The following is a 25,044-nucleotide window of genomic DNA, read 5'->3' as shown; positions in this document are numbered from 1 at the left end:
CGGTTTGTTGGTGGGTAAGTCGTATAAAATTGACCCAGCGGCGACGGCTCTCGGGACCTACGGAGACGCATCCTGGACGGTCTCTTCCGACAGAGACGCCTCGCTGACGGTCTTGTAGTACTCCTCGGCGCGCCGGCGGTCCGCCTCGGAGAGCGGGACCAGCGGTTCGCGGACGGGACCGCCGTATCGACCCGCCAGTTCGAGACCGTACTTGACCGCCGGGACGTTGTTCGCGGACCCGAAGCGGTTGTTCGGACCGGTCTCCTCGCGCAGGTCCTCGTAGGGGCGGAGCAGGTCGCGGATCTCCTTCGCGCGCGCCAGGTCGCCGTCGTCGAGCGCCTCTTGGAGCGCGAGGACCTCCCGCGGGACGAAGTTGCCGATGCCGGTCGTGAAGCCCTCGGCGCCCTCGACGTGGAACGAGGGGGCGAACCGCTCGGCGATGCCGTTGATCCAGACGATGTCTCCGGGAGTCGTCCGGACGCCCCTGGAGAACGCCGAGATGTCGTTGACCGCGTACTTGACCGCGACGACGTTCTCGCGTTCGGAGAGTTCGCGGACGTGGTCGTGGGTGAGCTCGGGGCCGCGCTTGTAGAGGACGACGCCGAGGTCGGTGTGGTCGGCGAGCGCCCGGTAGTAGTCGAGGACGCCGTCCTCGTGCACGTAAGTGTGGACCGGATGCATCACCATGATGGCGTCGGCTCCCGCGTCGGCGTAGCGTTCGGCGAGCATCTTCGCGTTCTTCGTGCTCCCGCCGACGCCGCCGACGACGGACCCCGCGCCGTCGAAGGCGTCGACCGTCGTCTCGACGGCGGCGACTCGTTCGTCGTTCGAGAGCGAGTAGTACTCGCCGGTGTTGCCGCAGGGAACGATGAGTCGGGCGCCGGCGTCGCGCACGTACTCGACGTTCGCCGCGAGTTCGTCGTGGCGGATCGTCTCGCCGTCCTCGTCGAACGGCGTCGGGTTCGTGAAGGCGACGTCTCGGAGGTCGGCCTTCAGAGATTCGTAGGACATTGCTACCGATTAACGTGGCTCCTGGAGACCACAAAAATGTTCCTCCGGGCGAGGCCGAACGCGAGGAACGGCTTCGAGGCGAGGATTAATGGTGGGCCGCGTCAACGAGCCACTCATGCGCATCACTGACCTGGAGGTCATCCCGGTCGCTCACCGGGAACCCCGCCTCCGGAACTCGTGGGGGGGCCACAGCGACGTCGCGGCGCGGACGATCGTTCGTCTCACCACGGCCGACGGCGAGGTCGGCATCGGCGAGACCTACGGGGACCAGGCTGACGCCCTCGAGCGCGTCCGTCCCCTCGTGGAGGGGATGAACCCCTTCGAGCGCAGACCCCTCGAGTTCAGACTCCAGGACCCGATGGTCTACGGAGCCGTCGACACGGCCCTCCACGACCTCATCGGCCGCGCGATGGACGAGCCGGTGTACAACCTCCTCGGCGGGAAGGTCCGCGACGAGGTGGAGTTCTCGGGCTACCTCTTCTACAAGCAGGAGGACGCCGACCCCGAGTCGGCCGCCGTCGCGGGGTACGAGGTGATGTCGGCCGAGGACGTGGTGCGAGAGGCGCGCGAGTTCGTCGACGTCGGCGGCTTCGAGACGCTGAAGCTGAAGGGCGGCGTGCTCCCGCCCGACGAGGAGCTCCGGACCCTCGAGCTGCTGGCCGAGGAGTTCGGCCGCGACACGCCGCTCCGCATCGACCCGAACGGCACGTGGAGCGTCGAGACGACAGTCGACATCGCTCGGCGGCTGCGGGACTCCGAGCTCAACGTCCAGTTCCTCGAGGACCCGGTCCCCACGCTGAACGCCCACCGGCGCCTGAAGGAGCGCATCGACTACCCCATCGCGACGAACATGTACGTGGTGGACTTCGACGAGATCGCGCCCGCAGTCCGGCAGGAGGCCGTCGACATCATCCTCTCGGACCACCACTACTGGGGCGGGCTCTCGGGGAACGTCGACCTGGACAGGGTCGCGCGCACGTTCGACCTCGGCGTCGGGATGCACTCGAACTCCCACCTCGGCGTCAGCATGGCGGCGATGGCCCACGTCGCGGTGGCGATGCCCACGGTCCGGTACGCCTGCGACACCCACTACCCGTGGATGGCAGAGGACGTCGTCGAGGACCCGCTCGAATTCGAGGACGGCTGCATCGCGCCCGAGGGACCGGGTCTCGGCGTCGAACTCGACGAGGACAGACTGGCGCGCGCCAGGCGGAAGTACGAGGAGTCGGACCCGCTCGCGTACTCCTCGGTCGAGTCGATGGCGGCGGAGTACGCCGACGCGATGGACGACATCGGCCGGTCCGACTGGCTGCCGAACAAACCGCGGTGGTAAGTCCGTGGAGGCCAGTTCGACGCGGCGGACGAGCGGACAGGACGTCGCGATAGCGGTCGCGGCCGCCGCCAACAAGGGCGCCACCATCCTGATGGGCACCGTCATGGCCATCTACGTCGGCCGCGTCGGGACGCCGGTGGCCGTCAGCCTCGTGACGGCCACGTTCTTCTTCGGCCTGATGGTGTTCTCCCCGGTGTGGGGCGCGATCGCGGACGTGACCGGTCGTCGGCGGGCGGTGCTGGTCCTCTCGGCGGCGCTCGCGGCCGTCTCCGTCCTCCCGCTGACGTTCGTCGACGGGGTGCTGGGACCGCTCGGCTTCCGGACGCTGTTCGCCATCTTCGCGGCGGGCTTCCTGCCGGTGATGCTGACGGTCGTGAGCGAGCGGGGCGGCGACTCGGGACGCGGCCGAGCGATCGGCCTGTTCTCGAGCGCCGCCGCGGTCGGCTTCATGTTCGGTCAGTTCGCCTCGGGCGCGCTCATCGAACTGTTCGCCCGCTCGACCGTCTATCTCCTCCTCGCGGGCTTCGCGGCCGTCGTCGCCGTCGCCTGTCTGGTCGTCGAGGACCCGACCCCCGACCACGACCGCGAGGTCACCCTGGCACTCATCGCGCAGGAGACGGTCAGCCGACTGCTTCCGACCACCGGCATCGACCACCTGCGGACGAACGGCCTCCAGTGGCTGTACGTCGCCTCCTTCCTCCGGAGCCTGACCGTCCTCGGGATGACGAGCCTGCTTCCGGTCTACCTCGTCTCGAACGTCGGCGTCTCGCCGCTCCTGATGGGCGTCCTCCTCGGAATCAATCCGGCCGTCCAGATCGCCGGGATGTACCTGATGGGACGACTCGCCGACGACATCGGCCGGAAGCTGCTCATCGTCGTCGGACTCGTCGGAAGCGGGTTCTACTCGTTCCTCCTGGGACTCGCGACGCTTCCGGACTCGCTGTTCCTGCGCGCGCTCGTCGCCGGAGCGGGCCTGTTCGCGCTGGGCGCCGCGTTCTCGGCGCTCCAGACGGGCATCATCGCCTTCATCGGCGACGTCTCGCCGGTCGAGCGCGAGTCCGAACTCATCGGCCTCCGGTCGACCGCCCGGGGGCTCGGCGGGATGGTAGGGCCCCCGCTGTTCGGCGTCGCCGCGATGGTCGTCGGCTTCGAGGTCACGTTCGTCGCCGCGAGTTCTCTCGCGTGGGCGGGCGCGGCCCTCGTCGGGGTCCGGGTCACCGAGAGCCACGGCCCGCACGCCGTCCCCGCGGACGACTGACCTGCGGAGTCGACCGAGGGCCGGGAATCGACCGGGAGCCGGACCGAAGTTGGCAGAGGGCGGGAGGGGAGTCGACCGAGAGACGGTCAGAGGTCGAGCGGTTCCTCCCCCGGTGCGAGCCGGTCGTTGAGCTCGTCGAGGTCGAGTTCGAGACCGAGTCCCGGTTGCTCGGGTACTCGGATGCGGCCGTCCTCGACGAGCGGGTCGCCCGCGTGGAGGTCGTCCCACCAGTCGACGTCGCGGGCGTGGTACTCCAGGACGAAGGCGTCGGGCACCGTCGCGCAGGCGTGGACGCTGGCCATCGTCCCGATGGGGCTCGCGACGTTGTGCGGGGTCACCGGCACGTCGAAGGCGTCGGCGAGCGCCGCGATGCGCCGGAACTCGGCGAGACCGCCGCACTTCTGGATGTCCGGCGCGGCCACGTCGATGGCGCCCGCGGTGAGAAATGGGACGAACCCCTCGACCCGGGTCAGGTTCTCACCGGCCAGGATGGGCGTACTCGTGCCCTCGGTGACGCGGCGGTGCGTGTCGGGGTTCTCGGGCGGCACGGGGTCCTCGAGCCACGCGAGGTCGTACGGTTCGAGCTCGCGGGCGACGCGGAGCGCCGTCTCCACCGAGAAGTTCCAGTGCAGGTCGAACGCGAGCAGCGGGTCGTTCCCGATGCGCTCGCGAACGGCCTCGACGACGTCGACCTTGTGTTCGACGGCGGCGTTCGAGAGACGTCGCGTCGCGGTGTCGGTCTCGCCCGCGGCCACGTCGAGGTCGAACTTCAGGGCGTCGAACCCCTCCTCGACCACCGCTTCCGCGGCGTCGGCGTACGCCTCGGGGTCGTAGGCCTCGAAGGACTTGCGGTCGCCGACGTCCAGGTGCTCGCCGGCGTGGCAGTCGCAGTAGATCCGGACCTCGTCGCGGTACTTCCCGCCGAGCAGCTGATAGACCGGGAGGCCGGTGAGCTTCCCGACGAGGTCCCAGAGCGCGGCTTCGACGCCCGACACCGCGGCCTGCGAGTAGCCGACCCCGCCGGCGAGCCCCGACAGCAGCTGGGTCATGTGCTCGGTGAGACGCTCCACGTCGTACGGGTTCTCTCCGACCAGGCCGGGTTCCAGGTACTCGATGTGCTCGCCGACGGGGCCGTTGAACGCCTCGCCGACGCCGGTGACGCCGGCGTCCGTCTCGACCGAGACCACGTTCCAGGGGAAGTTCCCCGCGACCACGCGGCAGTCGACCGCCGTTATCTCCACGTCGCGTTCGGGGTCGCGGGACATCCCGTCGTCCCGGAGGTCGCGCCACTCGATACCGCCCTTCATTTCCGCGACCAGCTTGTGGTACTTCGAGTCCGACATCGTCGTAGTACTCACCCAACTGAGACAAATAGCTACCCGTCCGAGCGGAATAGTTATCTCTCTCTCAGCGGACACAACGGTATGGCCCGACGAACGATACTGGTTCTCGGACCGGGGTCGCACGGAATACCGATCGAGCGGTACCTCGACGCCATCCGGGAGCGAGTCTCGACCTTCGACGTCGAACGCGCCCGAACGCGAGCCGAGACGCTCGAGAAGATACCCGACGCGACCGTCGTCGCGGGCAAGGCCATCGACGACGAGGCCCTGGACCGCGCGGAGAACATGGAACTGTTCGCGTGCACCTCGGCCGGCTACGACCACCTCCCACTGGCGGAGCTCGAGGCGCGCGGCGTCGCGGTCACGAACGGGTCGGGCATCCACGGGCCGAACATGGCCGAGCAGGTCGTCGGGAACATCCTCGTGTTCACCCGTCGCCTCGACGAGGGGTGGCGCCGCCAGCGGGACCGGCGGTGGCAGCGCTACCAGGCCCACGAGCTCATGGGGTCGACGGTCACCGTAGTCGGCCTCGGCGCCATCGGCGAGGCCGTCGTCGAACGCCTCGAACCCTTCGGCGTCGACACCATCGGGGTGCGCTACACCCCCGAGAAGGGCGGCCCGACCGACGAGGTCATCGGATTCGGCGGCGATGACTTCGACGAGGCGCTGGCCCGGACCGACTACCTCGTGCTCGCCTGTCCGCTGACCGAGACCACTCGCGGACTCGTCGGGAGCGAGGAGCTCAAGACGCTCTCGCCCGATGCCGTCCTGGTCAACGTCGCCCGCGGACCGGTGGTCGACACCGACGCGCTGGTCGCCGCCGTCCGGAGCAACGAACTCCGGGGCGCGGCGCTCGACGTGACCGACCCCGAGCCGCTGCCCGAGGACCACCCGCTCTGGAACTTCGAGAACGTCCACGTCACCCCCCATATGGCGGGCCACACCCCCGAGTACTACGACCGCGCCGCGGACATCCTCGCGCGGAACCTCGAGCGCGTCGCGGAGACGGGCGAGTTCGCCGACCTGGAGAACCAGGTCGCGGGTCCGGAGGGGACGCCGTGAGCTCGAACGAGGTCGTGACCGATATCGACCGCCCCGCCGCCGAGCGCGTCGAGGCGTTGGCGGACGTCCCGACGGCGGTCGTCTCCGACGTGACGTCGGCCGAGACTGTGCTGGACCACGAGATCGGTCACGCGGCCGGCCGGCCGGCGCTGCTCGGGACTGCGGTGACGGTCCGCTCGCCGCCGGGCGACAACCTGATGGTCCACCGGGCGCTGCAGCTCGCGGAGGCGGGCGACGTCCTCGTCGTCGACGCCGGCGGTCACACCGACAGCGGCATCTGGGGGGAGCTCACGTCGACCTCCGCACGGGCCCACGGGCTCCGGGGGACAGTCGTCGACGGCGCCGTCCGCGATATCCGAGAGATCGACGAACTCGGGTACCCGGTCTACGCCCGTGCGGTCAGCCCGAAGGGGTCGCACAAGACCGTCCCCGGGTCAATCAACGTCCCCGTCGCCTGCGGAGGCGTGACGGTGAATCCCGGCGACGTGATCGTCGGCGACGCGGAGGGCGTCGCCGTCGTTCCGAAGGACGACGCCGAGACGGTCGCCGAGGCCGCCGAGGAGAAGCTCGAGACCGAGACCGAGCTGCGTGAGCGAGTCGCCGACGGCGAGTACCTCTTCGACTTACTGGACCTCGACGACCAGTACCGGGACCTCGAAATCGCAGAGCACTGAACGATTCCGTACCGTTCGGACTACCGCCATTCAGACGTCCGGGCGTACGGAGAAGCTGCTCCGACCGCCGCTACCGTGACGGGGCGATCAGCTCGATGGGGTGGGTAACCTCCCGGCCGAACAGCGCCGCCATCTGCTCGGTGCACGACGTCCCGCTCGCCACGAGCGTCCGGTCGCGCTCGTCGGCGAACTGTGCTTCGAGGTCCGACCCCACGTCCATGCTCAGCTCGTAGTACTCACTCTTGTACCCAAAGCTCCCGGCCATGCCGCAGCACTCCACGTCGGAGGTGAGAACGTCGAATCCGAGGTCCGAGAGGACGGCCTCCGTGTACGCCTCGAGACCGAGCGTCCGCTGCTGGCAGTGACTGTGGTACGCGACGGGACCGTCGGGGTCGGCGAGCGCGTGCGGGTCGGCACCGTTGTGGAGCAGGCCGTAGACGTACTCCAGAACCTCGTAGCTGTTCTCGCTGAGGCGAGCGTGGACCTCGTCGTCGAGTAGCTTCCCGTACTCGCGCTCGAACATCGCGATGTCGCTCGGTTCGATGACGACGACGTCGAAGCCCGCCGCGACGTACGGGTCGAGGTCGTCGGCGACCGCCGTCGCGCGCTCGGTCGCCGTCGAGAGCATCCCCTGGGACAGCGGGGCCCGTCCGCTCTCCGCGGGCGTCGCCAGTTCGACGCGGACGCCGAGCGCCTCCAGCGTTCGGACCGCGGCCTTCCCCCGGTCGACCTGTACGTAGTTCGTGTAGGCGTCCGGGTAGAGCACGGCCTTTCGGTCGGCGGTGGCGTCGGGGCCGCGCGGACGCCGACTCTCGAACCAGTCGGCGAGCGTCTCGCGCTCGAAGGCCGGAAGGTCGCGTTCCGGGTGGATGCCCAGATACCGGTCCATCGCGGTGCGCACCGGGCCGAGGTCGGCGAGCCAGTTCGACAGGGGCGCCGTCGCGCTCCCCAGTTTCGCGAGCGTCTCGAAGTTGCCGAACGCGCGCTTCCGGACGTCGAGACCGCCCGACTCGTCGTCCGGCGTCAGTCCCTCGACGAGGAAGTCGAACGTCTCGGGGTCGTCCGCGCGGTTGAGCCGGTCGCGGACGACCGTGTTTATCCACGGGATGTCTATCTTCACCGGGCAGGCGTTGACGCACCGAGAACAGCCGGTACAGAGGTCGTTGAAGTCGGACGCGGCGTCCTGACCGTGGACGCCGGCCTCCCAGCCGGTCGCGATGCCGCCGGTGTAGGTCTCACCACCGAACGCGTGGCCGCCGACGTGCTGGAAGTTACCGCAGGAGTTCGCGCAGGCGCCGCACCGGATGCAGTACAGCGTCTCCCGGAGGTGGTCGTCATCGCGCATCGCCATCCGGCCGTTGTCGACGAGGACGAGGTGGAACTCCCGGTCGCGCTCGCCGGACCCGATGGGCTCGTCGGGGCGGTCGAAGTCGACGGTGGGCGAGTCGACCGGCGGCGTGAGCATCGTCACGTACTGCGAGACGTCCTGGCCGGTCGCCGTCTTCGAGATGAGCTCCACGAACGGCTGCAGTCGCTCGGCGTCCGGAATGATTTTCTCGACGCCCGCGACTGCGACGTGCGTGTCGGGGGTCACGGCGCATTTCCGGGCGTTGCCCTCGTTCGTGACGAGGGTGATGGTGCCCGACTCGGCGAGGACGAAGTTCGCTCCGGTCATCCCGACGTCGGCCGCCCGGATCCTCTCTCCGAGGTAGTCCCGGGCGAACTCGGTGAGCTCTTCGGCCGTCTCGAAGGGTTCGTCGGGGTCGAAGTGCTCGTTGAACAGGGCCGCGACGTCGTCCCTGGACTTGTGGAGCGACGGGCCGACGAGGTGCGAGGGGCCCTCGTCGGCGACCTGCAGGACGAACTCGCCGAGGTCGGTCTCGAAGACCTCGACGCCGAGTTCCGCGAGGCGTTCGTTGACCTCCAGTTCCTCGGTGGTCATCGACTTGCTCTTCACGATCGCCTCCGCGTCTTCGGACTCGACGACCTCCTCTATGTAGCGGTTGGCGTCCGCCGCGTCGTCGGCGAGGTAGAGGTTCCCGCCGTTGGCCTCGACGCTTTCGCGAAGTTGCTCGACGAGCGCGGGGAGAGTTTCGATGGCCTCCTCCTTGATGGCGCGGGCCTCGGTCCGGAGTGCCTCGAACTCCTCGAAGCGCTCGATGGCGTCGTACCGCTCCTCGTTGAACACCGACGTGTTCGCGTGGACGGCGTCGCCCTCCGTCTCCAGGAGGTGACGGATCTCCTCCGCCTTCCGGCGGCGAGCCCTGCTCTCGCTCATTGGTCCGCGAGGAGGACGACGTGGACGGTCTTGGGGCCGTGGACGCCCTCGACGAGGGCGCCCATATCGCCCGTGGAGCTGACGCCGGTCGCGAAGACGGCGGACTTCCCCGCGGCGAACCGCTCCGAGAGGTAGCCCGTCGCCGACTCGACGTCCGGGAGGACGTCGCTCTCCCTGACGACGCCGACGTGCGTCGGCGGATAGAGGCTGATCGGTTCGTTACCTGCGGCGTTCGATTCGACGACGAGCGATCCGTATTCGGCGATCGCTCGTCCGATGGGAGTGACGCCCGTATCGGCGTTCTGGAGCTGTCTGGGCGTCGGGTCGAGGGTGATCGGTGTCCCTTCGAGCGAGACGTCGTATCCGTCGAGCGGCGCACCGACGGCTGGTCCCTCGACGACGTCCCGAAGCGCGTCGGGGAATCCGGCGGCGTCGGTCCGCGTACAGCCGACGTCGAGTTCGGAGAGCGACGATTCGAATGCCGACGAGGCGTCGGTAGACATAGCCGTCTGTTGACCAACGAACCGGATAAGTGTTGTCCACGTGAGGCTACGCGCTTCGACCGCCGTGTCACGAACCGCAAGCGCTTCGGGGGAGTTCCGGGTTCCGGCGAAGCCGACGCCTGATCGGCTTTCAGAACACCCCTGAGTAACCGATTACTCTCGCGTCCGTCGGTGCCGAACGGCCGTCGCCGCCACCTCGACCGCGTCGACCATGCTCCGGGGCGAGGCGACTCCCCGTCCGGCGATGTCGAACGCCGTCCCGTGGTCGACGCTCGTCCGCACTATCGGGAGACCCACGGTCATGTTCACGCCGCTGACCTCGCCACCCTCGCTGAATCCGAGGAGCTTGATCGGGATGTGACCCTCGTCGTGGTACATCGAGACGACGCAGTCGTAGTCCCCGCGAGCCGCCTGGACGTAGACGGTGTCCGGCGACTCGGGTCCCTCGGCGTCGATGCCCTCGTCCCTGGCGCGCTCGACGGCGGGCGCGATCTCCTCGAGGTCCTCGTCGCCGAGCAGGCCGCCGTCGCTCGCGTGGGGGTTCAGACCGGCGACGGCGATGGCGGGGTCCTCGAGACCGAGGTCGCGGAGGCCCTCTCGGGTGACCCGGATCGTGTCGAGGACGTTCTCCGTGGTGACGAGGTCGCAGGCCTCGCGAAGCGGGACGTGGGTGCTGACGTGGGTGACCCGGAGTTCGTCCTCGACGAGCATCATCGAGTAGTCGGTCACGCCCGTGCGGGCGGCGAGCAGCCCGGTGTGCCCGGCGTGTTCGCTCCCGGCCAGCCGCGTCGCCTGCTTGTTGATGGGCGCGGTGACCACGCCGTCGATGTCGCCGGCCAGCGCGAGGTCGATTGCGCGCTCGACGTACTCGAGACTCGCTCGCCCGTACTCCTCGCGAAGCTCGCCCCAGGCGTGGGTCGCGGAGTCGACGTTGTCGAGGTCGAGGACGTCGAGGCTGCCCGACTCGAACCGGGCCTCGGAGACGCCGTCGATCGCGTTGACCTCGATATCGGCGTCGCAGGCCCGGATGGCCTCGCGCACGACGTCCGCGTCGCCGACGACGAGCACGTCGGCGATTTCGCGTGCCTCCGCGTACGCTTCGACGGAGACCTCGGCGCCGATTCCCGACGGGTCACCCATCGTGATTCCGAGGCGGCGACGGCGGTCGCTCACGCGGCTCCCCCCTCGGCTCCGGGAAGCGTTCTGCGTCGGGGCGCGAACGCTCCACTACCGATTACGACAGCGTCGAGAACCTCGGCCGTGTCGGTCGCGTCGCAGGAATCTACGTCCATACCGCCATGTCTGTCGAAATGCCCTTATCACTTGCTCCTCCGCGGGACTCGCCGGAGGTAGTCGAGCGCGTCGACGACGGTGGCATCGTCTCCGAACGCGCCCGCCTTCGTCACGACGGGCGCGCGGTGCGCCCGACCGCCGCGGACCTCGCCCGCGGGGACGCCGACCGCGACCTCCTCGCCGCGGAGCGCGACCCCGCCCGCGTCGAGTCGGCCGAGGACGGCCTTCGCGACCGACCCGCCGGTGAGGAACAGCCCGCCGGGTTCCCGCGCCTCCCAGACGCGTTCGGCGGCCGTTCCGAGCGCCGCGGCGACCCGCTCGCGAGCCTCGCGCTGCGGGACGGTCGCTGATTTCGCCGCGTCGAGCGTCGCGTCCACGTCGTCGCGGTCGCGCGCCGACGCGAGAACGACGGCCGGTTCCGTTTCGAGACGGTCGAGGCACTCGTCGGCTGCGGCTGCCGCGGCGACTGCGGGGTCGTCCACTGCGGCCGCCGCGTCGAGGTCGACGACCCGGTTCTCGGGAAGCGCGTCCAGCTGCGTCAGCGTCCGGGGGTTCGCGCTCCCCGCGACGCCGAACGCGACGCCGGTCGGGTCGGCGGCGACGCCGGGTCGCTCGAGCGTCGGCTCGCCGGGGAGACGGACGTGCTCGGCGAGGCCCGCGCTGCCGACCAGCAGCACGTCGCCGTCCCGTTCCTGGGCGGCCGCGGCCACGACGTCGAGGTGCGAGTCGTGGACGACGTCGAACACGACGACGAGGCGCTCGTCCGCCGGCCTCTCGGCGGGACCGGAGAGCGCCTCGACCGCCGACCGGGAGGCGACGCGTTCGACGTCCGCATGCGCGACGGTGCCGTCGACCTGTGCGCCCAGGAGACGCGGGACGTGAGACGTCTCGACCGGACTGTCCGGGTCGTTGCCGGCCTCGGTGTTCGCGACCAGTTCGCCGGCGACGAGGTGGTACCCGCCCGCGGTGAGGCGGTCGTTCGAGGGGAACGCCGGCGCGACGGCGGCCGCGTCCGCGTCCGACACGTCGTAGGCGGCGGCGATCTCGGCGCCGAGGTTCCCGCGGAGCGTCGAGTCGATCTTCTTGTAGACGACGGCGGCGTCGGTCGACGTGACGACGTCCCGGACGCGCGCGGCCGCCTCGTCGCGGTCGGCGTAGCGCGAGTCGGTGTCGACGACGAGAACCGCCGCCTCGGGCGCGTCGAACTCCGGGTCGACGCGGACGACCGTCTCGTACCCCCGTGCTGCGAAGGAGTGACCCGTGTCGGTCGCGCCCGTCAGGTCGTCGGCGACGACGAGGGTGCGGTCACTGGTCATCGAAGTGGAAGTCGAAATCGCCCGACTCGTCGAAGGACAGCGGCTCGGGCTCGGCCACGGTCACGTCCTCCCGCGCCTCGAGTTCGTCTGCGACGGGCTCGGAGACGTAGAGGTCGTCGGGCCGCAGGGTGTTCGCGATGTACCCGACGCGGAGGTCAGACGGGTCTCGGACCCCGGTCATGGAGGCGGCCAGGACGAGCAGCGTCCGGTCGCACGGGGCGATGATCGGGATGCGCGCCCGGGAGGGCTCGCCGCTCGCGACGATGTTCTTGTAGGTGTCCTCGAGGTTCAGGTCGGCGACGAGGTCCTCGTGGACGAAGTCGGCGAGCCCCATGCCGAGACCGTTACCGTGGGAGGCCTCCGTTAGGCCGCGGACCGCGATTCGCGTGACGTCCGGAACGCTCGGCTCCGGTTCGTCGCCGAACATGTACCGGCCGACGACGTTCGTGTCCATGCCGGTGCCCGAGACGTCCTTTCCGATCTTGTCGAGGATGAGAAGGTCGAGGCGGTCGACCGGAAGCTCCGCGAAGAGTTCGCGGGACCGGTCGAGGAGTTCGGGCTCCCGATCGGGGATGTCTTCCACCGGCACCCCTTCGACGACGGCCGCGCGGTCGTTCGCGTTCTCGACGAGAGCGACGCCGCCCGCGACCGGGGCGTTCTCGAAGACGAGCGTGGCCCGTTCGGGGACGACCGTCCCCAGCCCGCGGTTCAGCCCTGCGTTGTGCATGATCTCGGCCCCGCGCTGTTTCCCGAGTCCGACGACGGCCATCTTGCAGAGGCCGCTCTCGATATCACCGCGGAAGTCGGTGTGGAGCTTAACCCGGTTCGCGAGCAGGACGGCGTCGGCGTCGAGCGCGACCGTCGAGACCGGGACCGGCCATCCCTCGTCGTCTTCCGCGACCGTCTCGGTGGCCATGGACGCGCGGATCTCGCAGCCGAGCCGTTCCTCGGTGATGCCGTAGGAGGCGAGCATCTCGCGCTGGCCCTCGGCCGTGGCGCCCCCGTGGCTCCCCATCGCGGGCATCACGAACGGCTCGAACCCCCGACTCCGGAGTTCGTCGACCGCGGCGTCCAGCAGCTCCGGCATGTCGTGGATGCCGCGGCTCCCGGCGGTGATCGCGACCTCCGCGCCGGCCCGCAGGTCGTCGAACGCCGGGATGTCGTCGATGGCCGCTCGGGTCTCCGCCGACACGTCGGCTATCCGCGGGGGGTCCCGGTGTCGTCGAGCCCGTGCGAACCGCGGAAACTGCTCGATCGACACGTCGTTGACGGCCTCGAGCCGTTCCGCGTCGGGGACGTCGAGATGAATCATGGTTCTCCCTCGCGTCCCGGGTGCCTTAGTTCTGTCTCCGACTGACGCCTCTCGTTCGTCGAATTCGCCAGTATCCAGCCCTGACGGAGGATGATCACCACGGACAACTACGCCCGTTCGACCGTCTCTCGGGGAACGACGGGTCGAATCGCACTGGCCGGACCTGCGTCCCGAGGAGTTCGTCCTCGCGACGCGGCTCCACCCCCTTGCCACTAGTTGGCATAAGTGATATATAATCCGTCCGCTGTGGTTTGTTATGTGCGTTACTACCAGCTAACCCTCGATTCAGGGGACCACCTCGTAGCGGAGGCGGGCGGGGAGTACTACGACCTCAGTTCCGTGAAACCCGAGCTTCTCGAGTTCAGGGACCTGCTGCGAACGGCGGCCGTCGTCGAGGCGACCGCCGACGATGTCGCTACCCAGCTCCTCGACTCCGCACCGACTATCGACCCCGACGAGGTGGCCGCGGACCGAGGCCGCCCGCTCGTTCCGGACGAGGTCTGGGCCGCCGGCGTCACCTACGAGATCAGCGAGCAGGCGCGACGGGAGGAGAGCGGGATGCCCGACATGTACCTCGACGTCTATCGGGCGGAGCGGCCCGAGATCTTCTTCAAGGCGACGCCATCGCGGACGGTCGGTCCGGACGAGGCCGTCGGCGTGCGCGCGGATTCCCAGTGGAACGTCCCCGAACCCGAACTCGGAATCGTGCTCTACCGGGGCGACATCGTCGGGTACACCGTCGGCAACGACGTCTCCAGCCGGGACATAGAGGGCGAGAACCCGCTGTACCTCCCGCAGGCGAAGATATACGACCGCTGCGCGGCCGTGGGGCCGGCGGTGGCGAGCCCGAACACGGTCGGGGACCCCCACGACCTCTCGATATCGATGAGCATCGAGCGCGACGGGGAGACCCGCTTCTCGGGCGAGACGTCCACCGGCGAGATGGTCCGGACCTGCGAGGAACTCGTCGACTGCTTTACGAAGCACAACGCTGTCCCCGAACTCGCCGTTCTGCTGACCGGGACGTCCATCGTCCCGCCGGACGACTTCGATCTGCAGGAGGGCGACGCGGTCACGATAGACATCGAGTCCATCGGGACGCTGTCGAACCCCGTCGTTCGGGTATAGCGTGCTGGTCGTCGCGGTCCGTTGCGCGCGATTGCAGTAGGTATCGTGGACGGTCGGTCGATGATGTGGGAATCCGGACCCGAACTCGCTCCGTTCGAGACTGGACTCGATTGATCCGTTCGCTCGTCGTCTTCCTCCCGGTCGAGCCAGAAGTCGAAGGAGCGGCCCGGCGCGAACACCTGGATGCAGACGGCTCGCTCGTCGCCGGTGTTCTCGGTGCGGTGGGCCTCCCGCGAGGACCGATGTAAGATTTATACCCGTGCGCCGAGGTATCACAGAGTATGACTCACGGACCTAGGAAGGTCGCGGAACTCATCGAGGAGAACGGGTGGTCCTACCCGGTCTCCGTGGCGCGGCTCGAACGCGAGCACGCGCTGGCCAACATCCTGATCGACGAGGACGGCGACTCGATGATGCTCGGCGAACTCCTGGCGCAGGGGGACATCGAGCGGTTCGAGGACGAGGACGACCTCTACGAGAAGCTCGAACCGCTGTTCGAAGCCGAGCGGGAGCGCAGAAGCGTCGGTCTCGTCGGGAAGCTCAAGCAGTGGGTTCTCGGCACGTACGTCCGGTGAACCGATGAACAAGCTTCGCGCGACCGCCGTCGCGGGCGGTGCGGTCCTGCTCGCGGCCGCGACGTGGGGCGCCCTCGAGTACGGTGCGGAGGCCGGCCTCGGACCGTTCGCGTGGGTGGCCCTCCTCGGCGTCCTCGTGTCCGTCGCACCCGACGGTATCGCCGTCGCGAAGAACGCGTTCTACCGGCGGCGCCGCGAATTCAAGGGGGAGGATGCGCGCGCGGGAACGAGGGACCAGTACTTCGCGTCGACGGACACGTTCCCGAAACGCGAGGAAGCCCTCGACGCCGTCCGGGACGCCGTCAGGAACACCGACGGGTACGAGCGCGTCGTCCCCGACGACTTCCCGGAGGGGACCGGCCTCTCGGTGACTCACGCGGGGTTTCACAACTCCTTCGTGCGCGTGAACGATTCGGGTCGGCTCGTTCTCGCGGGCGCCTCCGGGCGGACCGCCGACCTCGCCGCCGACCTCACCGACGCGCTCGGCACCTCTTTCGATCGGTCGTGGGCGAATCCGATGCGCCAGCGCAAACCCGTCACGGGCGGACTTCGGGTCGTTCTGGCCGTCGCGATCCTGACGGCGGCCGGCCTCGGCGCGGGTTCGGTCGCCGCCGCCGGCTACCCCTCGGACGCGTACAACCCGCTCGAGAAGGTCGCGCTCGCGTCCTACGACGTTCGGGCGACGGTCGACCCCGGTATCAGCGAGACGGAGGCCGCCATCGCGAAAGCCCGGTTCCGGGTCACCATCCTTCAGGAGTCATCTGTCGAGGTCGAGTGGACCGATAACAGCTCCGCCCGCCTGGTGGGGACGGGCCGGGTCGCCCTCGTCGTCGCGGGCGACGCCCGCTCGACGCTCGACGACCTCCGGAAGCGGGACTTGACCGCCGCACAGCGGACCCGCGTCGACCGCATCGCCACCGACCTGCGCGACGCCGAAGTCGCTGTCGCCACCGCCCTGGAGGACCGGGCCGACGACGAGGGGATCGGCGCGGGGTCGGACGACATCCGCGAGGTCGCGAGTGCGCTGCGCAGTCACCGGTCGGGTACCGGCGACCTCTCGCTGTCCATCGACCTCCCGAAGTCCGAGTTCGAACTCTCGCTCCGGCGGATCGATACCGATCGCGTCGCGGGGAACAACTCGACGGCGAACGGTTCGGCCGCCTAGTCGTCGTAGACGAACTCGGTCCAGGCCCCCTCGATGTAGGGGTACTCCTCGACGACGTTCTCGTTCACTTCGACGCCGAGTCCGGGCCCGTCCGGCACTTCGAAGGTGCCGTTCTCGACGGTCAGTTCGTCGCGGAGGACGTCCTCGGCCAGCGGGAAGGGGTACATCCCTCCGCGGTCCTCCCCGAACACCGGGTACTCGAGCATCGGCGACTCGGGCGAGGCAGCGACGAGGTGCGCGTTCGTGACCAGACCGAGCTGCGTCCCGAAGTTGTGCGGAACGAACGTGACGTCCTCGCGGTCGGCGCAGGCCTCGACGGCCCGCCAGCACCCGGTGAAGCCGGCGTGATGACGGGTGTCTCCCTGCAGGTACGAGACGCCGGTCTCGGCGAGTCGAAGCAGTCCCTCGACGGACTCCTCGCTCTCACCGCCCGCGAGCGGGAGCCCGGTCCGCTCGGCGAGTCGCTCGTAGGCGTCGTAGTCGGCCGGCTCGACCGGCTCCTCGATCCAGTACGGGTCGTGAGCCCCGGAGGCGTCGAGGAGTTCGACCACCTGCTCGAAGCCGTAGGAGCGGTCGCCGAGCTTCCACCAGGTGTGGGCGTCGACCATCACGTCCATGTCGTCGCCGACCGCCTCGCGGACGAGGCGGAGAGTGCGCTCGTCGGCCTCGACGCCGAGGCCGGGACGGTACTTGTAGGCGCCGAAGCCCCGGTCCCGGAGCACGCGGGCCTGCTCGGCGTAGCCTTCCGGCTCCATGTACATCCCGGCGCTGGCGTACAGCTCCAGCGGGTCGGGGTCGACCTCGCGGTCGGCGAGCAATGCGTACACCGGCGCCCCGAGTCGCTTGCCGAGGATGTCGTAGTAGGCGACGTCGATGACGCCGATGGCCTCCGACTCGAGCTTCGTGGGGAGACCGAGGTCGCGGACAGTCTCGGCGACGTCCTCGGGCGCCTCGATATCGACGCCCGCGAGGGCGTCGCGAACCCGACCCTCGACGAGTTCGGCGAAGTCGTCGTGGGCGGTGCCGTCGAAGTATTCGCGCATGGCCGAACTCGTCGCCGCGCCCGGTGCGTACCCGACCTCCCCGTCCGCCGTCTCGACGCGGACGAGGACGAAATCCCGCTTGTGGAGGCGTCGGACGCCGCCGTGGAATCGACGCTCCTGCGACGGTTCGATGGGCGACGAGAGCGTGTGTACCGTTACCTCGGAGAGGCGCATGCTTGTTCCTCAGGCGGACGGGGATTAATTCTTCCCCCGCGTCCCATCTTCAACCTCCTGATATCGTCCGCGTTCACCCGGGGATACCTCTTTGTTGACGGGTACGCTAACCGGATGTCATGGCAGATAGAACAGGCGGCGACCTCGTGTACGAGGCACTGGTCGGTGCAGGCGTCGAACTGCTCGTCGGCCTGCCGGGTACGCAGACGCTTCCCCTCGACCGCGTCGTGGTTCAGCGCGACGAGATGGCGTATCTGATGGCCCGTCACGAGACCGCCGTCCCGCACGTCGCCTGGGGGTACTACGAGACGACCGGTCGGCCCGCGGCGACGCTCACGGTTCCCGGCCCCGGCGACACGAACGCGATGCACGGCCTGAAGAACGCCTACGAGGACTGCGTGCCGATCCTCCACGTGTCCGCCGATGCGAACCCGGAGGACCGCGGAAAGAGCCCCATTCACGAGATCGAACCCGGCACCTTCGACAACGTCGTCAAGCGAAACGTCACCGTCGAGGACGAACTCGACCTGCCCGGCCGAGTCGAAGGGGGTATCGAGACCGCACTCACCCCGCCGTACGGCCCGGTCCGACTCGGCGTCCCCTCCGGCGTACTCGCGGAGGAGGTCGAGGCGCCCGCCGCGAGCGTGACGCCGGAACGGGTCTCGTACGACAACGACACCTACGCTGAGGTCGCGGACCTGCTCGCCGAGGCGGACCGCCCGGTCATCTACGCCGGTGGCGGAGCGCGCCGGTCGCAGGACGGTCCCCGCGTCGTCCGCGAACTCGCGGCGGCTCTCGATGCGCCGGTCGTCACGTCCTACAAGGGAAAAGGCGTCTTCCCCGAGGACGACGACCGCTGGCTCGGCGTCACCGGGAGTCATACGCCCGCCGGGGCGCGCGAGGCGCTCGCGGCCGCCGACGTCGCGCTCGCGCTCGGGACCGATTTCGACGGCGTCACCACGGCCCACTGGGACGTCCCCATGGGCGAGACGCTCGTCCACGTCAACCTCGTACCCGAGGACGTGAACGCCAGCTACGAGGCCGACGTCGCCATCGTCGACGACGTCACTCGTGCGGGTGACCGCCTCCTCGAAGAACTCGACGGTCGCGGTGGGGGCGGTTGGAGCGGCGCGGACGTCGCCCGACGGGTGCGGTCGGAGTACGACGACCACCTCCGCGACCTCGGGCTCTTCGACGGCGACAGTCCCGCCAACACGCCGGAGCTCCTCGCGGCGGTCCGCGAGGCCACGCCCCGCGAATCGCCGGTGGCGACCGACGTCGGCGGGTTCCGGCTCTGGGCGATGCAGCGGTTCGAGGCCCACGACCCGGACCGGTTCGTCACCGCCGGGTCGTGGGCCGGAATGGGGGTCGGTCTCCCGGCGGCGATCGGCGCGGCGGCCGGTCGCGACGACGACCGGCCCGTCGTCTGTCTCACCGGCGACGGCGGCCTGATGATGTGCGTCCACGAGCTCCACACCGCCGCCGAGTACGGCCTCAACGTCGTCGTCGTCGTTTCGGACAACGCCGATTACGGTATCATCTCGAAATCGCCGAAGATCATGCAGTACACCGACCAGCACGAGTTCACCTGGGACCGCCCCGACTTCGCCGAGGTCGCCGAAGGGTTCGGGGTCCGGGGCACCAGCGTCGACACGGCGGCGGCCGCCGGAGAGGCCGTCGCGGCCGCTATCGAGCGCCGGTCGGGGCCGGAACTCGTCGACGTGACGGTCGAGACCGAAGAGCCGTCCGCGGCGGAGGCCGCGGAGTACGAGACCTCTCTCTCGTTCGACTGAAACCCCGACCTCGTTCAGCTGCGGCCGGACTCGCCCCCGAAGTCGACTGAGGCCCGGCCCGTCCTCGAGGTCAGCTGAAGCCGGCTTCGCCGTCGAGGAGGTGCTCCTCCACGACGTCCTCGTCGAGTTCGATGCCGAGCCCCGGCTTCTCGGGAACTTCGATGTACCCGTCCTCGATGAGGGGGTCGCTCGTGTGGAGGTCGTCCCACCAGTCGACCTCGAGCGCGTGGTACTCCAGCACGTCGAAGTTCGGGATGCAGGCGCCCAGGTGGACGCAGGCCATCGTTCCGACGGGGCTGCAGACGTTGTGCGGCGAGAAGGCGATGTAGTTCTCCTCGGCCCGGTTCGCGATGGCCTTCGACTCGGCGAGGCCGCCGCAAGTCGACGGGTCGGGCGTGATGACGTCGACGCCGAAGTCGTAGAGGAGGTCCTTGAACTCGTGGACGCGGAAGCGGTTCTCGCCGGTGGCGAGCGGGACCTCGCTCGCCCGGGCCACCTCCCGCTGGGCGTCCATGTTCTCCGGGGGGACGACGTCCTCGAGCCACATCAGGTCGTAGGGCTCGAGCTTCCGCGCGACCCGCTTGGCGCTGTCCAGCGAGTAGTCCCAGTGGACGTCGAACGCGAGGTCGATGTCGTATCCGATAGCCTCGCGGACCGCCTCGACGATCTCGACCTTGCGCCGCATCGCGCGGTTCGACACCCGACCGTTGTACGGGTCGGGGTCGTTGTCCATCTCCATGTCGAGGTCGAACTTCAGCGCGGTGAAGCCCATGTCGGCCACGCGGGCTGCCTCCTCCGCGTACGCTTCGGGTCGGTACGCCTCCTCGTCGTGGTGGGCGACGTAGCCGGCCTCGGTCTCGAAGGCTTCGCCCGCGTGGCAGTCGCAGTAGATGCGGACCTCGTCGCGGTACTTCCCGCCGAGCAGTTGGTAGACGGGGACGTCGAGGACCTTCCCCATGATGTCCCAGCAGGCGATCTCGATGCCCGACGCCGCGGTCACCACCTTCCCGGTCGTGCCGCCGTGGCCCGACATGTCCTGGACGATGCGGCGGAAGATGCGCTCGGGGTCGAGGGGGTTCTCCCCGACGAGGAAGCGCTCGGTGTACTCCATGAGGTCGGTTACCGTGCCGCCGCGGTAGGACTCGCCGATGCCGGTGACCCCGGCGTCGGTGTGGACTCTCACCAGGTTCCACTCGAAGTTACCTTCGACGACGGCGGTCTCGATGTCGGTGATCTCGACGTCCCGTTCCGGGGAACGGTTGGTCGCGTGGTTCGAGAAGTCCCGCATCAGGCGGACCTCCCGTGGCTGTTCGTCTTGCCGTCAGCTACCGTTGCGTCTAATTCCATGGACTGTCGTACGGACGACCGGTCCGAATCGTAATAACCGTTGTCACTGGGTATCGAGTAGCACCATCAGTTAAGTGACCGCCTGTCCGAGCAAGCGTATGCAGTTCCCGGACGAACACGACATCGACCCCGTCGTCTCCGACGTGCCGCCGCCCCGGTTCGCGCGAGTGCGCTACGAACCGACGACGCCGGAACTCGACGCGCCCGAATCGGTCGCGCGCGAGGAACTCGACGCGCTCCCGCTCGAGACGTTCGAGGACGGCGCCACCGTCGCGGTCGGCGTGGGAAGCCGCGGAATCGACCGCATCGACGGCGTGACCGCCGCCGTCGTGAGCGAACTCGACGAGCGCGGGTTCGACCCCGTCGTGGTCCCTGCGATGGGCAGTCACGGCGGCGCCACTGCCGAGGGCCAGCGCGAGGTGCTCGCCTCCTACGACATCACCGAGGAGCGCCTCGGCTGCCCCATCGACCCGCGCGTGGAGACTACCGTTCTCGGCGAGTCCGACCAGGGCTTCCCCGTCCACTGGTCGACCGCCGCCGTCGAGGCGGACGCGACGCTGGTGATAAACCGGGTGAAGGCCCACACGAACTTCCGGGGGACCTTCGAGAGCGGTCTCACGAAGATGGCGGTCATCGGTCTCGGGAAGCAGCCGGGCGCCCAGCGAACGCACGAGCACGCCATCGTCGAGGGGTACGAGACCGTACTGCGCGACGCGCTCGATGTCGTCCGCGCCGAATCGAACCTGATCGGCGGTATCGCGCTCGTCGAGAACTTCCACGACAGGCTCGCCGAGGTGGCGGGGGTTCCGGTCGGCGAGCTGCCCGACGGCGAGGCCCCGCTCCTCGAGCGCGCCTACGAGTACATGCCGACGCTGCCGTACGACGAGCTCGACGTCCTCGTCGTCGACAGGATGGGCAAGGACGTCTCCGGGGCGGGCATGGACACGAACGTCATCGGGCGCTACAACGTGTTGAACACCGACGACCCCGAGTTCCCCGACGTCAAGCGCATCTACGTCCGCGGGCTGACCGAGGCGACTCACGGGAACGGGGCCGGTATCGGGCTCGCGGACCTGACCCGCCGGTCGCTGGTCGAGGAGCTCGACCTATCGCAGGTCTACACGAACATCATCACCAGCAACTCCCTCTCGAAGGCGGCCATCCCGCTCGTCCTTCCGACCGACGAGCACGCCGTGAACACCGCGCTCGGCTCGGTCGGCCCCTACGACCCCGAACGGATTCGCGTCGCCTGGATTCGGGACACCGGCCACCTCTCCGAGTTCCGCATCTCCGAGGCGCTCGTCGGCGAGGCCGAAGACGTCTCGGTCGACGCGTGGGAACGGCTCGTATTCGAGGACGAGGAGGCGACGTTCGAGGAGACGGAGTGAGCGAGGAGCCGGCGTCAGGCTTATATCGCCTATTGTTAACTATAGGCATATGGGGGGAAGTAGCGCGGTCGGGCCCGAGGGTCGCCAGGAAGCCGTCGACTGCGAGAGTCGCCCCGCGATGGCGGGAACTTCCGTGCGGCGAGCGACTGGCGACGGTCGACCCCGAGGCCGCCTACCAGGAGGAGATCGTCACGTCGCGTAACGGGCGGTCGAGGGGCACGTCGACGTGCGCGCCGGTGTAATGGGAGATGTAGAACGCGACGATGATCTCGAGCGACCGGGCGGCCTCGACGCCGGGCGAGCGGTTTCGCTCGGCCCCGCCCTCGAGCAGGTCGACGACGTGTCGAGCGGCGTTGGGGAACGCGTTCCGGTAGTCCTCCTCCCACGACCACGCGCCCTCGATACCGGGCAGGTCCGCCTCGACGTGCGTGCCGTCCTCGAGACGCCAGTATCGCCATTCGCCGTCGTCGTTGTTGATATAGAGTTTCCCCTCGGTCCCGACGAACGTGAGCGCCATCGACGAGACCTCGCGAGCGACGGTGCAGTCGACGGTGGCGAACGTACCGTCGTCCAGGACGACGTGACCGCCACCGCCGGAGTCGTCGACGGAGGTACCGTCGAGTGCCTCCACGGCGTCGTTCTCGCCGTTTATGTGCCCGCTAACCCGCTCGGCGCGCGCGTCGAGCAGGTAGACGAGCATGTCGAGGAGGTGCGTGGAGTTCCGCATGAGTTCGCGGCGGAACTGCGCGTTGACCGAGCGGACGTCGCCCAGGATACCCTCCTCCCGGACGAGGTCGCGAAGCGTTCGGAGCTTGTCGGTGAACCGAAACGAGTGGTTGACGACGAGTTCGACGTCCTCCTCGTCGCAGACGTCGATCATCTCCCGGACCTCGGCGACGCTCGCCGCGACGGGTTTCTCGCACCAGATGACGTCCGGCGACGCGGCGGACCGAGCCGCGTCGACGGCGGGACCGTGGTGGAGATACGAGGGCGTACAGACGGAGACGGCGTCGAGGGCCTCTTCGGCGAGCATCGCCTCGTGCCCGACGTAGCGACGCTCCGGAGGGACGTCCCACGCCTCGCCGAAGCGCGCGAGTTTCTCCTCGTCGACGTCGGCAACGGCTACCAGTTCGATGTCGTCCGCCTCGCGGTAGCCGCCGGCGTGACTGGCGCGGAACTTCTTCTCGCCGATCTCGTCCTGGTCGTGCATCCCGAGAATTCCCATCCCGGCGATGCCACCCGTACCGATGATGCCGGCCTTGTACGTCGCCATACACCGTCTGCGACCTGCTGCCTACTGTACTTTGGCGTCGTCGAGAGAGACTTCCGGATTCCGGCCGGTCGACACCACTCCGAATTCCGTCGTAGCTGGCGGGGGCTGGCATCTCCGACGGACTCGCTCGGGGTCGGGAAGCGACGACTGGGTTGCCCGACGAGGTGGTCCCGTCGGGAGAACCGTTATGGCCCTCCGACCGGATTAGCTGTCCATGAGCGAGAACTCGCTCGAAGACCACGTCACACTCGTAACGGGCGCCAGTTCCGGCATCGGCCGCGCGACGGCTCACGCTCTCGCCGAGCGCGGAGCGGACGTCGCGGTCTCGGCGCGCCGCGAGGAACGACTCCGCGAGTTGGCCGACGCGGTCGCGGCCGAGCACGACGCGGAGACGCTCGTTGCGCCGGCCGACGTCTCCGAGGAAGACGAGGTAGAGGACCTGGTCGCCTCCGCCGTGGACACCTTCGGCCGCCTCGACGTGGTCGTGAGTAACGCGGGGCTCGGCCGCGAGGAGACGGTCATCGAGGAACTCGAAACGGAGGCGTACCGACAGATGATGGACGTCAACTGCGACGGTATGTTCTTCCTCGCCCGAGCGGCGATGCCGCATCTCAAGCAGACGGAGGGGAACCTCATCTTCATGGCCAGCATGTCGGGACAGTACCCGCGTCCCGCGAGTCCGGTGTACGCGGCGACGAAGTGGTGGACCCGCGGGCTGGCGCTCAGTCTCTCCGGGAGCGCCGGACCAGAGGGGGTCGGTGTCACCGCCATCAACCCGACCGAGGTGCTCACGGAGTTCGGTTCCGAGGACGGCGAGGCGCTCGGCGAGCAACTCACGCCCGAGGAGGCCGCGACCCCCGAGGACGTCGCGGAGGCCGTCGCGTTCGCCGCCGAACAGGACGCCCCGAACGTCGTTCAGGAGCTCGACTTCTACCGTCGAGACAAGTTCTCGGACTGGTAGGTCCGTTCGGAAATACTCTTCAGACGCAGGTCGGACAAACGCGGGGTCACCGCTCGGCGTATCCTCGCTGTCATCAATCGACCGTCCGTAAATGGAGCGACGGGCGGTGTACTTCCGCATCCGCTTCTTCCGGCGTGGTAGCGTCTCACGAGGGTACGAGTCGGTACCGCATAGGTCGAATCCCCGACGGAACAGTCGTAGGTGCCTTCGACGTTTCCGTGTCCGCCGGGACGAGGACGTCCGGACGCTACAATCAGGCAATCTGCGAGAGAGTTCCCCCGCGGTGAGCGTCATCGATTCCGACGGCATGTACCCGCCTCGTTTTGTATAGCTAAACACACCGATTTCGCCTCCAATTCCGCCATTCGATCGTTCGTCCTGTCATCGTGATCGAGGAACCGTCTCGTAGTATCCAGCGTTCCTACAGCGATAAGAAATGTCACGCCTCGATCACCATTCAGGCCGCCCGGAGTCGGGCAATTCGCCATCCGGGACAGGGGCAGTGCTTCTACCCCATCGATTCGGACCACCGTAACAGAGTTACGTTTGTTACGGCTAAAACGAATTGCTCGTTTACAAAGATTCCTTTCCGATGTGCCCGGTGGACACGGACGATCCCCGTGTTAGGCAGTTGTGACACCACGACTCTCTCCGCAGTACGGAACGCTCCATCTTCCGAATCACGCCGTTCTCTTCGGGAATCGGTCGGCTACGCAGGGAGCCGTTTCGCTCTCGTTCCGCCGCTTGACGTGATCCGAAATCGACTCTCGAGATATGTTCGAGATATTTTTCGATTCTTCTTCCTATCGAAAGT

Annotated in this window: 20 protein-coding genes and 1 pseudogene; 10 read left to right on the top strand and 11 right to left on the bottom strand. The window is 68.5% G+C overall.

Annotation, left to right across the window (positions count from 1 at the left end; translation table 11 throughout):
- Positions 1–57 precede the first annotated feature (57 nt).
- The gene (locus ACQUQF_RS10530; protein ID WP_435178511.1) at positions 58–1,011 is read right to left on the bottom strand and encodes a dihydrodipicolinate synthase family protein; all 954 of its coding nucleotides are present in this window, start codon (positions 1,009–1,011) and stop codon (positions 58–60) included.
- A gap of 115 nt (positions 1,012–1,126) precedes the next feature.
- On the opposite strand from ACQUQF_RS10530, the gene ACQUQF_RS10525 reads away from it, so the two are divergent.
- Positions 1,127–2,344, top strand: coding sequence for an enolase C-terminal domain-like protein (locus ACQUQF_RS10525; protein ID WP_435178509.1), 1,218 nt, complete (start codon positions 1,127–1,129; stop codon positions 2,342–2,344).
- Between the two features lie 4 nt (positions 2,345–2,348).
- Positions 2,349–3,602, top strand: a complete 1,254-nt coding sequence (locus ACQUQF_RS10520) for an MFS transporter (protein WP_435178507.1) — start codon at positions 2,349–2,351, stop codon at positions 3,600–3,602.
- Positions 3,603–3,688: 86 nt separating this feature from the next.
- On the opposite strand, the gene ACQUQF_RS10515 is transcribed toward ACQUQF_RS10520, so the two are convergent.
- On the bottom strand, positions 3,689–4,945 hold the full coding sequence (locus ACQUQF_RS10515; protein ID WP_435178505.1) for a mandelate racemase/muconate lactonizing enzyme family protein: 1,257 nt from the start codon (positions 4,943–4,945) through the stop codon (positions 3,689–3,691).
- 81 nt (positions 4,946–5,026) lie between these two features.
- Between ACQUQF_RS10515 and ACQUQF_RS10510 the strand changes: the two genes are divergently transcribed.
- Together ACQUQF_RS10510 and ACQUQF_RS10505 are read left to right on the top strand one after the other, a co-directional pair.
- A complete protein-coding gene (locus ACQUQF_RS10510) occupies positions 5,027–6,007 on the top strand; it encodes a D-2-hydroxyacid dehydrogenase (protein ID WP_435178503.1) in 981 nt (326 codons plus the stop codon).
- Positions 6,004–6,681: a 4-carboxy-4-hydroxy-2-oxoadipate aldolase/oxaloacetate decarboxylase gene (locus ACQUQF_RS10505; RefSeq protein ID WP_435178501.1), complete on the top strand. Its 678-nt coding sequence runs from the start codon at positions 6,004–6,006 to the stop codon at positions 6,679–6,681. The genes ACQUQF_RS10510 and ACQUQF_RS10505 overlap by 4 nt, the downstream gene beginning before the upstream one ends.
- A 70-nt stretch (positions 6,682–6,751) precedes the next feature.
- Here ACQUQF_RS10505 and ACQUQF_RS10500 read toward each other — a convergent pair whose 3' ends face one another.
- The 5 genes from ACQUQF_RS10500 to ACQUQF_RS10480 form a co-directional block, all read right to left on the bottom strand.
- On the bottom strand, positions 6,752–8,959 hold the full coding sequence (locus ACQUQF_RS10500) for an LUD domain-containing protein (protein WP_435178499.1): 2,208 nt from the start codon (positions 8,957–8,959) through the stop codon (positions 6,752–6,754).
- Positions 8,956–9,462, bottom strand: coding sequence for an LUD domain-containing protein (locus ACQUQF_RS10495; RefSeq protein WP_435178497.1), 507 nt, complete (start codon positions 9,460–9,462; stop codon positions 8,956–8,958). Before ACQUQF_RS10495 ends, ACQUQF_RS10500 begins: the two co-directional genes overlap by 4 nt.
- Positions 9,463–9,615: 153 nt before the next feature.
- Entirely contained in the window at positions 9,616–10,635 is a 1,020-nt protein-coding gene (pdxA, locus tag ACQUQF_RS10490) for a 4-hydroxythreonine-4-phosphate dehydrogenase PdxA (protein WP_435178495.1), read from the bottom strand.
- Positions 10,636–10,781: 146 nt separating this feature from the next.
- Positions 10,782–12,071 (bottom strand): four-carbon acid sugar kinase family protein, encoded by a 1,290-nt coding sequence (locus tag ACQUQF_RS10485; protein WP_435178493.1) that lies wholly within the window; start codon positions 12,069–12,071, stop codon positions 10,782–10,784.
- A complete protein-coding gene (locus tag ACQUQF_RS10480; protein ID WP_435178491.1) occupies positions 12,061–13,383 on the bottom strand; it encodes a DUF362 domain-containing protein in 1,323 nt (440 codons plus the stop codon). The genes ACQUQF_RS10485 and ACQUQF_RS10480 overlap by 11 nt, the downstream gene beginning before the upstream one ends.
- A 258-nt stretch (positions 13,384–13,641) precedes the next feature.
- Here ACQUQF_RS10480 and ACQUQF_RS10475 point away from each other — a divergent pair, with 258 nt between their 5' ends.
- The gene (locus ACQUQF_RS10475; protein WP_435178489.1) at positions 13,642–14,511 is read left to right on the top strand and encodes a fumarylacetoacetate hydrolase family protein; all 870 of its coding nucleotides are present in this window, start codon (positions 13,642–13,644) and stop codon (positions 14,509–14,511) included.
- A 131-nt stretch (positions 14,512–14,642) separates the two neighbouring features.
- Here the strand turns inward: ACQUQF_RS10475 and ACQUQF_RS10470 are convergent.
- A pseudogene (locus ACQUQF_RS10470) lies at positions 14,643–14,747 on the bottom strand (cupin domain-containing protein); the annotation flags it as partial.
- A 45-nt stretch (positions 14,748–14,792) separates the two neighbouring features.
- On the opposite strand from ACQUQF_RS10470, the gene ACQUQF_RS10465 reads away from it, so the two are divergent.
- Positions 14,793–15,086 (top strand): hypothetical protein, encoded by a 294-nt coding sequence (locus ACQUQF_RS10465; protein WP_435178487.1) that lies wholly within the window; start codon positions 14,793–14,795, stop codon positions 15,084–15,086.
- A 4-nt stretch (positions 15,087–15,090) separates the two neighbouring features.
- Complete coding sequence (locus ACQUQF_RS10460; RefSeq protein WP_435178485.1) at positions 15,091–16,251, top strand: hypothetical protein; 1,161 nt, start codon at positions 15,091–15,093, stop codon at positions 16,249–16,251.
- Here ACQUQF_RS10460 and ACQUQF_RS10455 read toward each other — a convergent pair.
- Entirely contained in the window at positions 16,248–17,468 is a 1,221-nt protein-coding gene (locus tag ACQUQF_RS10455) for a mandelate racemase/muconate lactonizing enzyme family protein (protein WP_435178483.1), read from the bottom strand. The genes ACQUQF_RS10460 and ACQUQF_RS10455 overlap by 4 nt on opposite strands.
- 119 nt (positions 17,469–17,587) lie before the next feature.
- Here ACQUQF_RS10455 and ACQUQF_RS10450 point away from each other — a divergent pair, with 119 nt between their 5' ends.
- Entirely contained in the window at positions 17,588–19,261 is a 1,674-nt protein-coding gene (locus ACQUQF_RS10450; RefSeq protein ID WP_435178481.1) for a thiamine pyrophosphate-binding protein, read from the top strand.
- Between the two features lie 70 nt (positions 19,262–19,331).
- On the opposite strand, the gene ACQUQF_RS10445 is transcribed toward ACQUQF_RS10450, so the two are convergent.
- Positions 19,332–20,549 (bottom strand): mandelate racemase/muconate lactonizing enzyme family protein, encoded by a 1,218-nt coding sequence (locus ACQUQF_RS10445; RefSeq protein ID WP_435178479.1) that lies wholly within the window; start codon positions 20,547–20,549, stop codon positions 19,332–19,334.
- 157 nt (positions 20,550–20,706) lie between these two features.
- Between ACQUQF_RS10445 and ACQUQF_RS10440 the strand changes: the two genes are divergently transcribed.
- Complete coding sequence (locus ACQUQF_RS10440; protein ID WP_435178477.1) at positions 20,707–21,996, top strand: lactate racemase domain-containing protein; 1,290 nt, start codon at positions 20,707–20,709, stop codon at positions 21,994–21,996.
- Between the two features lie 172 nt (positions 21,997–22,168).
- On the opposite strand, the gene ACQUQF_RS10435 is transcribed toward ACQUQF_RS10440, so the two are convergent.
- On the bottom strand, positions 22,169–23,269 hold the full coding sequence (locus tag ACQUQF_RS10435) for a Gfo/Idh/MocA family protein (RefSeq protein ID WP_435178475.1): 1,101 nt from the start codon (positions 23,267–23,269) through the stop codon (positions 22,169–22,171).
- 214 nt (positions 23,270–23,483) lie between these two features.
- Between ACQUQF_RS10435 and ACQUQF_RS10430 the strand changes: the two genes are divergently transcribed.
- Positions 23,484–24,230 carry an SDR family oxidoreductase gene (locus ACQUQF_RS10430; protein WP_435178473.1) on the top strand — a complete coding sequence of 249 codons (747 nt, stop codon included), beginning with the start codon at positions 23,484–23,486 and terminating at the stop codon, positions 24,228–24,230.
- Positions 24,231–25,044 lie beyond the last annotated feature (814 nt).

The organism is Halorussus sp. AFM4, assembly GCF_051194995.1.
In the GTDB taxonomy this organism is placed as follows: Archaea; Halobacteriota; Halobacteria; order Halobacteriales; family Haladaptataceae; genus Halorussus.
This window is presented reverse-complemented; position numbering and strand designations above follow the sequence as displayed.

What these genes read in the sequence shown, in the direction of transcription:
- ACQUQF_RS10460 (WP_435178485.1), top strand. Translation starts at nt 15,091, where the DNA reads ATGAACAAGCTTCGCGCGACCGCCGTCGCGGGCGGTGCGGTCCTGCTC.
- ACQUQF_RS10465 (WP_435178487.1), top strand. Translation starts at nt 14,793, where the DNA reads ATGACTCACGGACCTAGGAAGGTCGCGGAACTCATCGAGGAGAACGGG.
- ACQUQF_RS10515 (WP_435178505.1), bottom strand. Translation starts at nt 4,945, where the DNA reads ATGTCGGACTCGAAGTACCACAAGCTGGTCGCGGAAATGAAGGGCGGT.
- ACQUQF_RS10510 (WP_435178503.1), top strand. Translation starts at nt 5,027, where the DNA reads ATGGCCCGACGAACGATACTGGTTCTCGGACCGGGGTCGCACGGAATA.
- ACQUQF_RS10455 (WP_435178483.1), bottom strand. Translation starts at nt 17,468, where the DNA reads ATGCGCCTCTCCGAGGTAACGGTACACACGCTCTCGTCGCCCATCGAA.
- ACQUQF_RS10445 (WP_435178479.1), bottom strand. Translation starts at nt 20,549, where the DNA reads ATGCGGGACTTCTCGAACCACGCGACCAACCGTTCCCCGGAACGGGAC.
- ACQUQF_RS10450 (WP_435178481.1), top strand. Translation starts at nt 17,588, where the DNA reads ATGGCAGATAGAACAGGCGGCGACCTCGTGTACGAGGCACTGGTCGGT.
- ACQUQF_RS10485 (WP_435178493.1), bottom strand. Translation starts at nt 12,071, where the DNA reads ATGACCAGTGACCGCACCCTCGTCGTCGCCGACGACCTGACGGGCGCG.
- ACQUQF_RS10525 (WP_435178509.1), top strand. Translation starts at nt 1,127, where the DNA reads ATGCGCATCACTGACCTGGAGGTCATCCCGGTCGCTCACCGGGAACCC.
- ACQUQF_RS10480 (WP_435178491.1), bottom strand. Translation starts at nt 13,383, where the DNA reads ATGATTCATCTCGACGTCCCCGACGCGGAACGGCTCGAGGCCGTCAAC.
- ACQUQF_RS10495 (WP_435178497.1), bottom strand. Translation starts at nt 9,462, where the DNA reads ATGTCTACCGACGCCTCGTCGGCATTCGAATCGTCGCTCTCCGAACTC.
- ACQUQF_RS10430 (WP_435178473.1), top strand. Translation starts at nt 23,484, where the DNA reads ATGAGCGAGAACTCGCTCGAAGACCACGTCACACTCGTAACGGGCGCC.
- ACQUQF_RS10435 (WP_435178475.1), bottom strand. Translation starts at nt 23,269, where the DNA reads ATGGCGACGTACAAGGCCGGCATCATCGGTACGGGTGGCATCGCCGGG.
- ACQUQF_RS10440 (WP_435178477.1), top strand. Translation starts at nt 20,707, where the DNA reads ATGCAGTTCCCGGACGAACACGACATCGACCCCGTCGTCTCCGACGTG.
- ACQUQF_RS10530 (WP_435178511.1), bottom strand. Translation starts at nt 1,011, where the DNA reads ATGTCCTACGAATCTCTGAAGGCCGACCTCCGAGACGTCGCCTTCACG.
- ACQUQF_RS10500 (WP_435178499.1), bottom strand. Translation starts at nt 8,959, where the DNA reads ATGAGCGAGAGCAGGGCTCGCCGCCGGAAGGCGGAGGAGATCCGTCAC.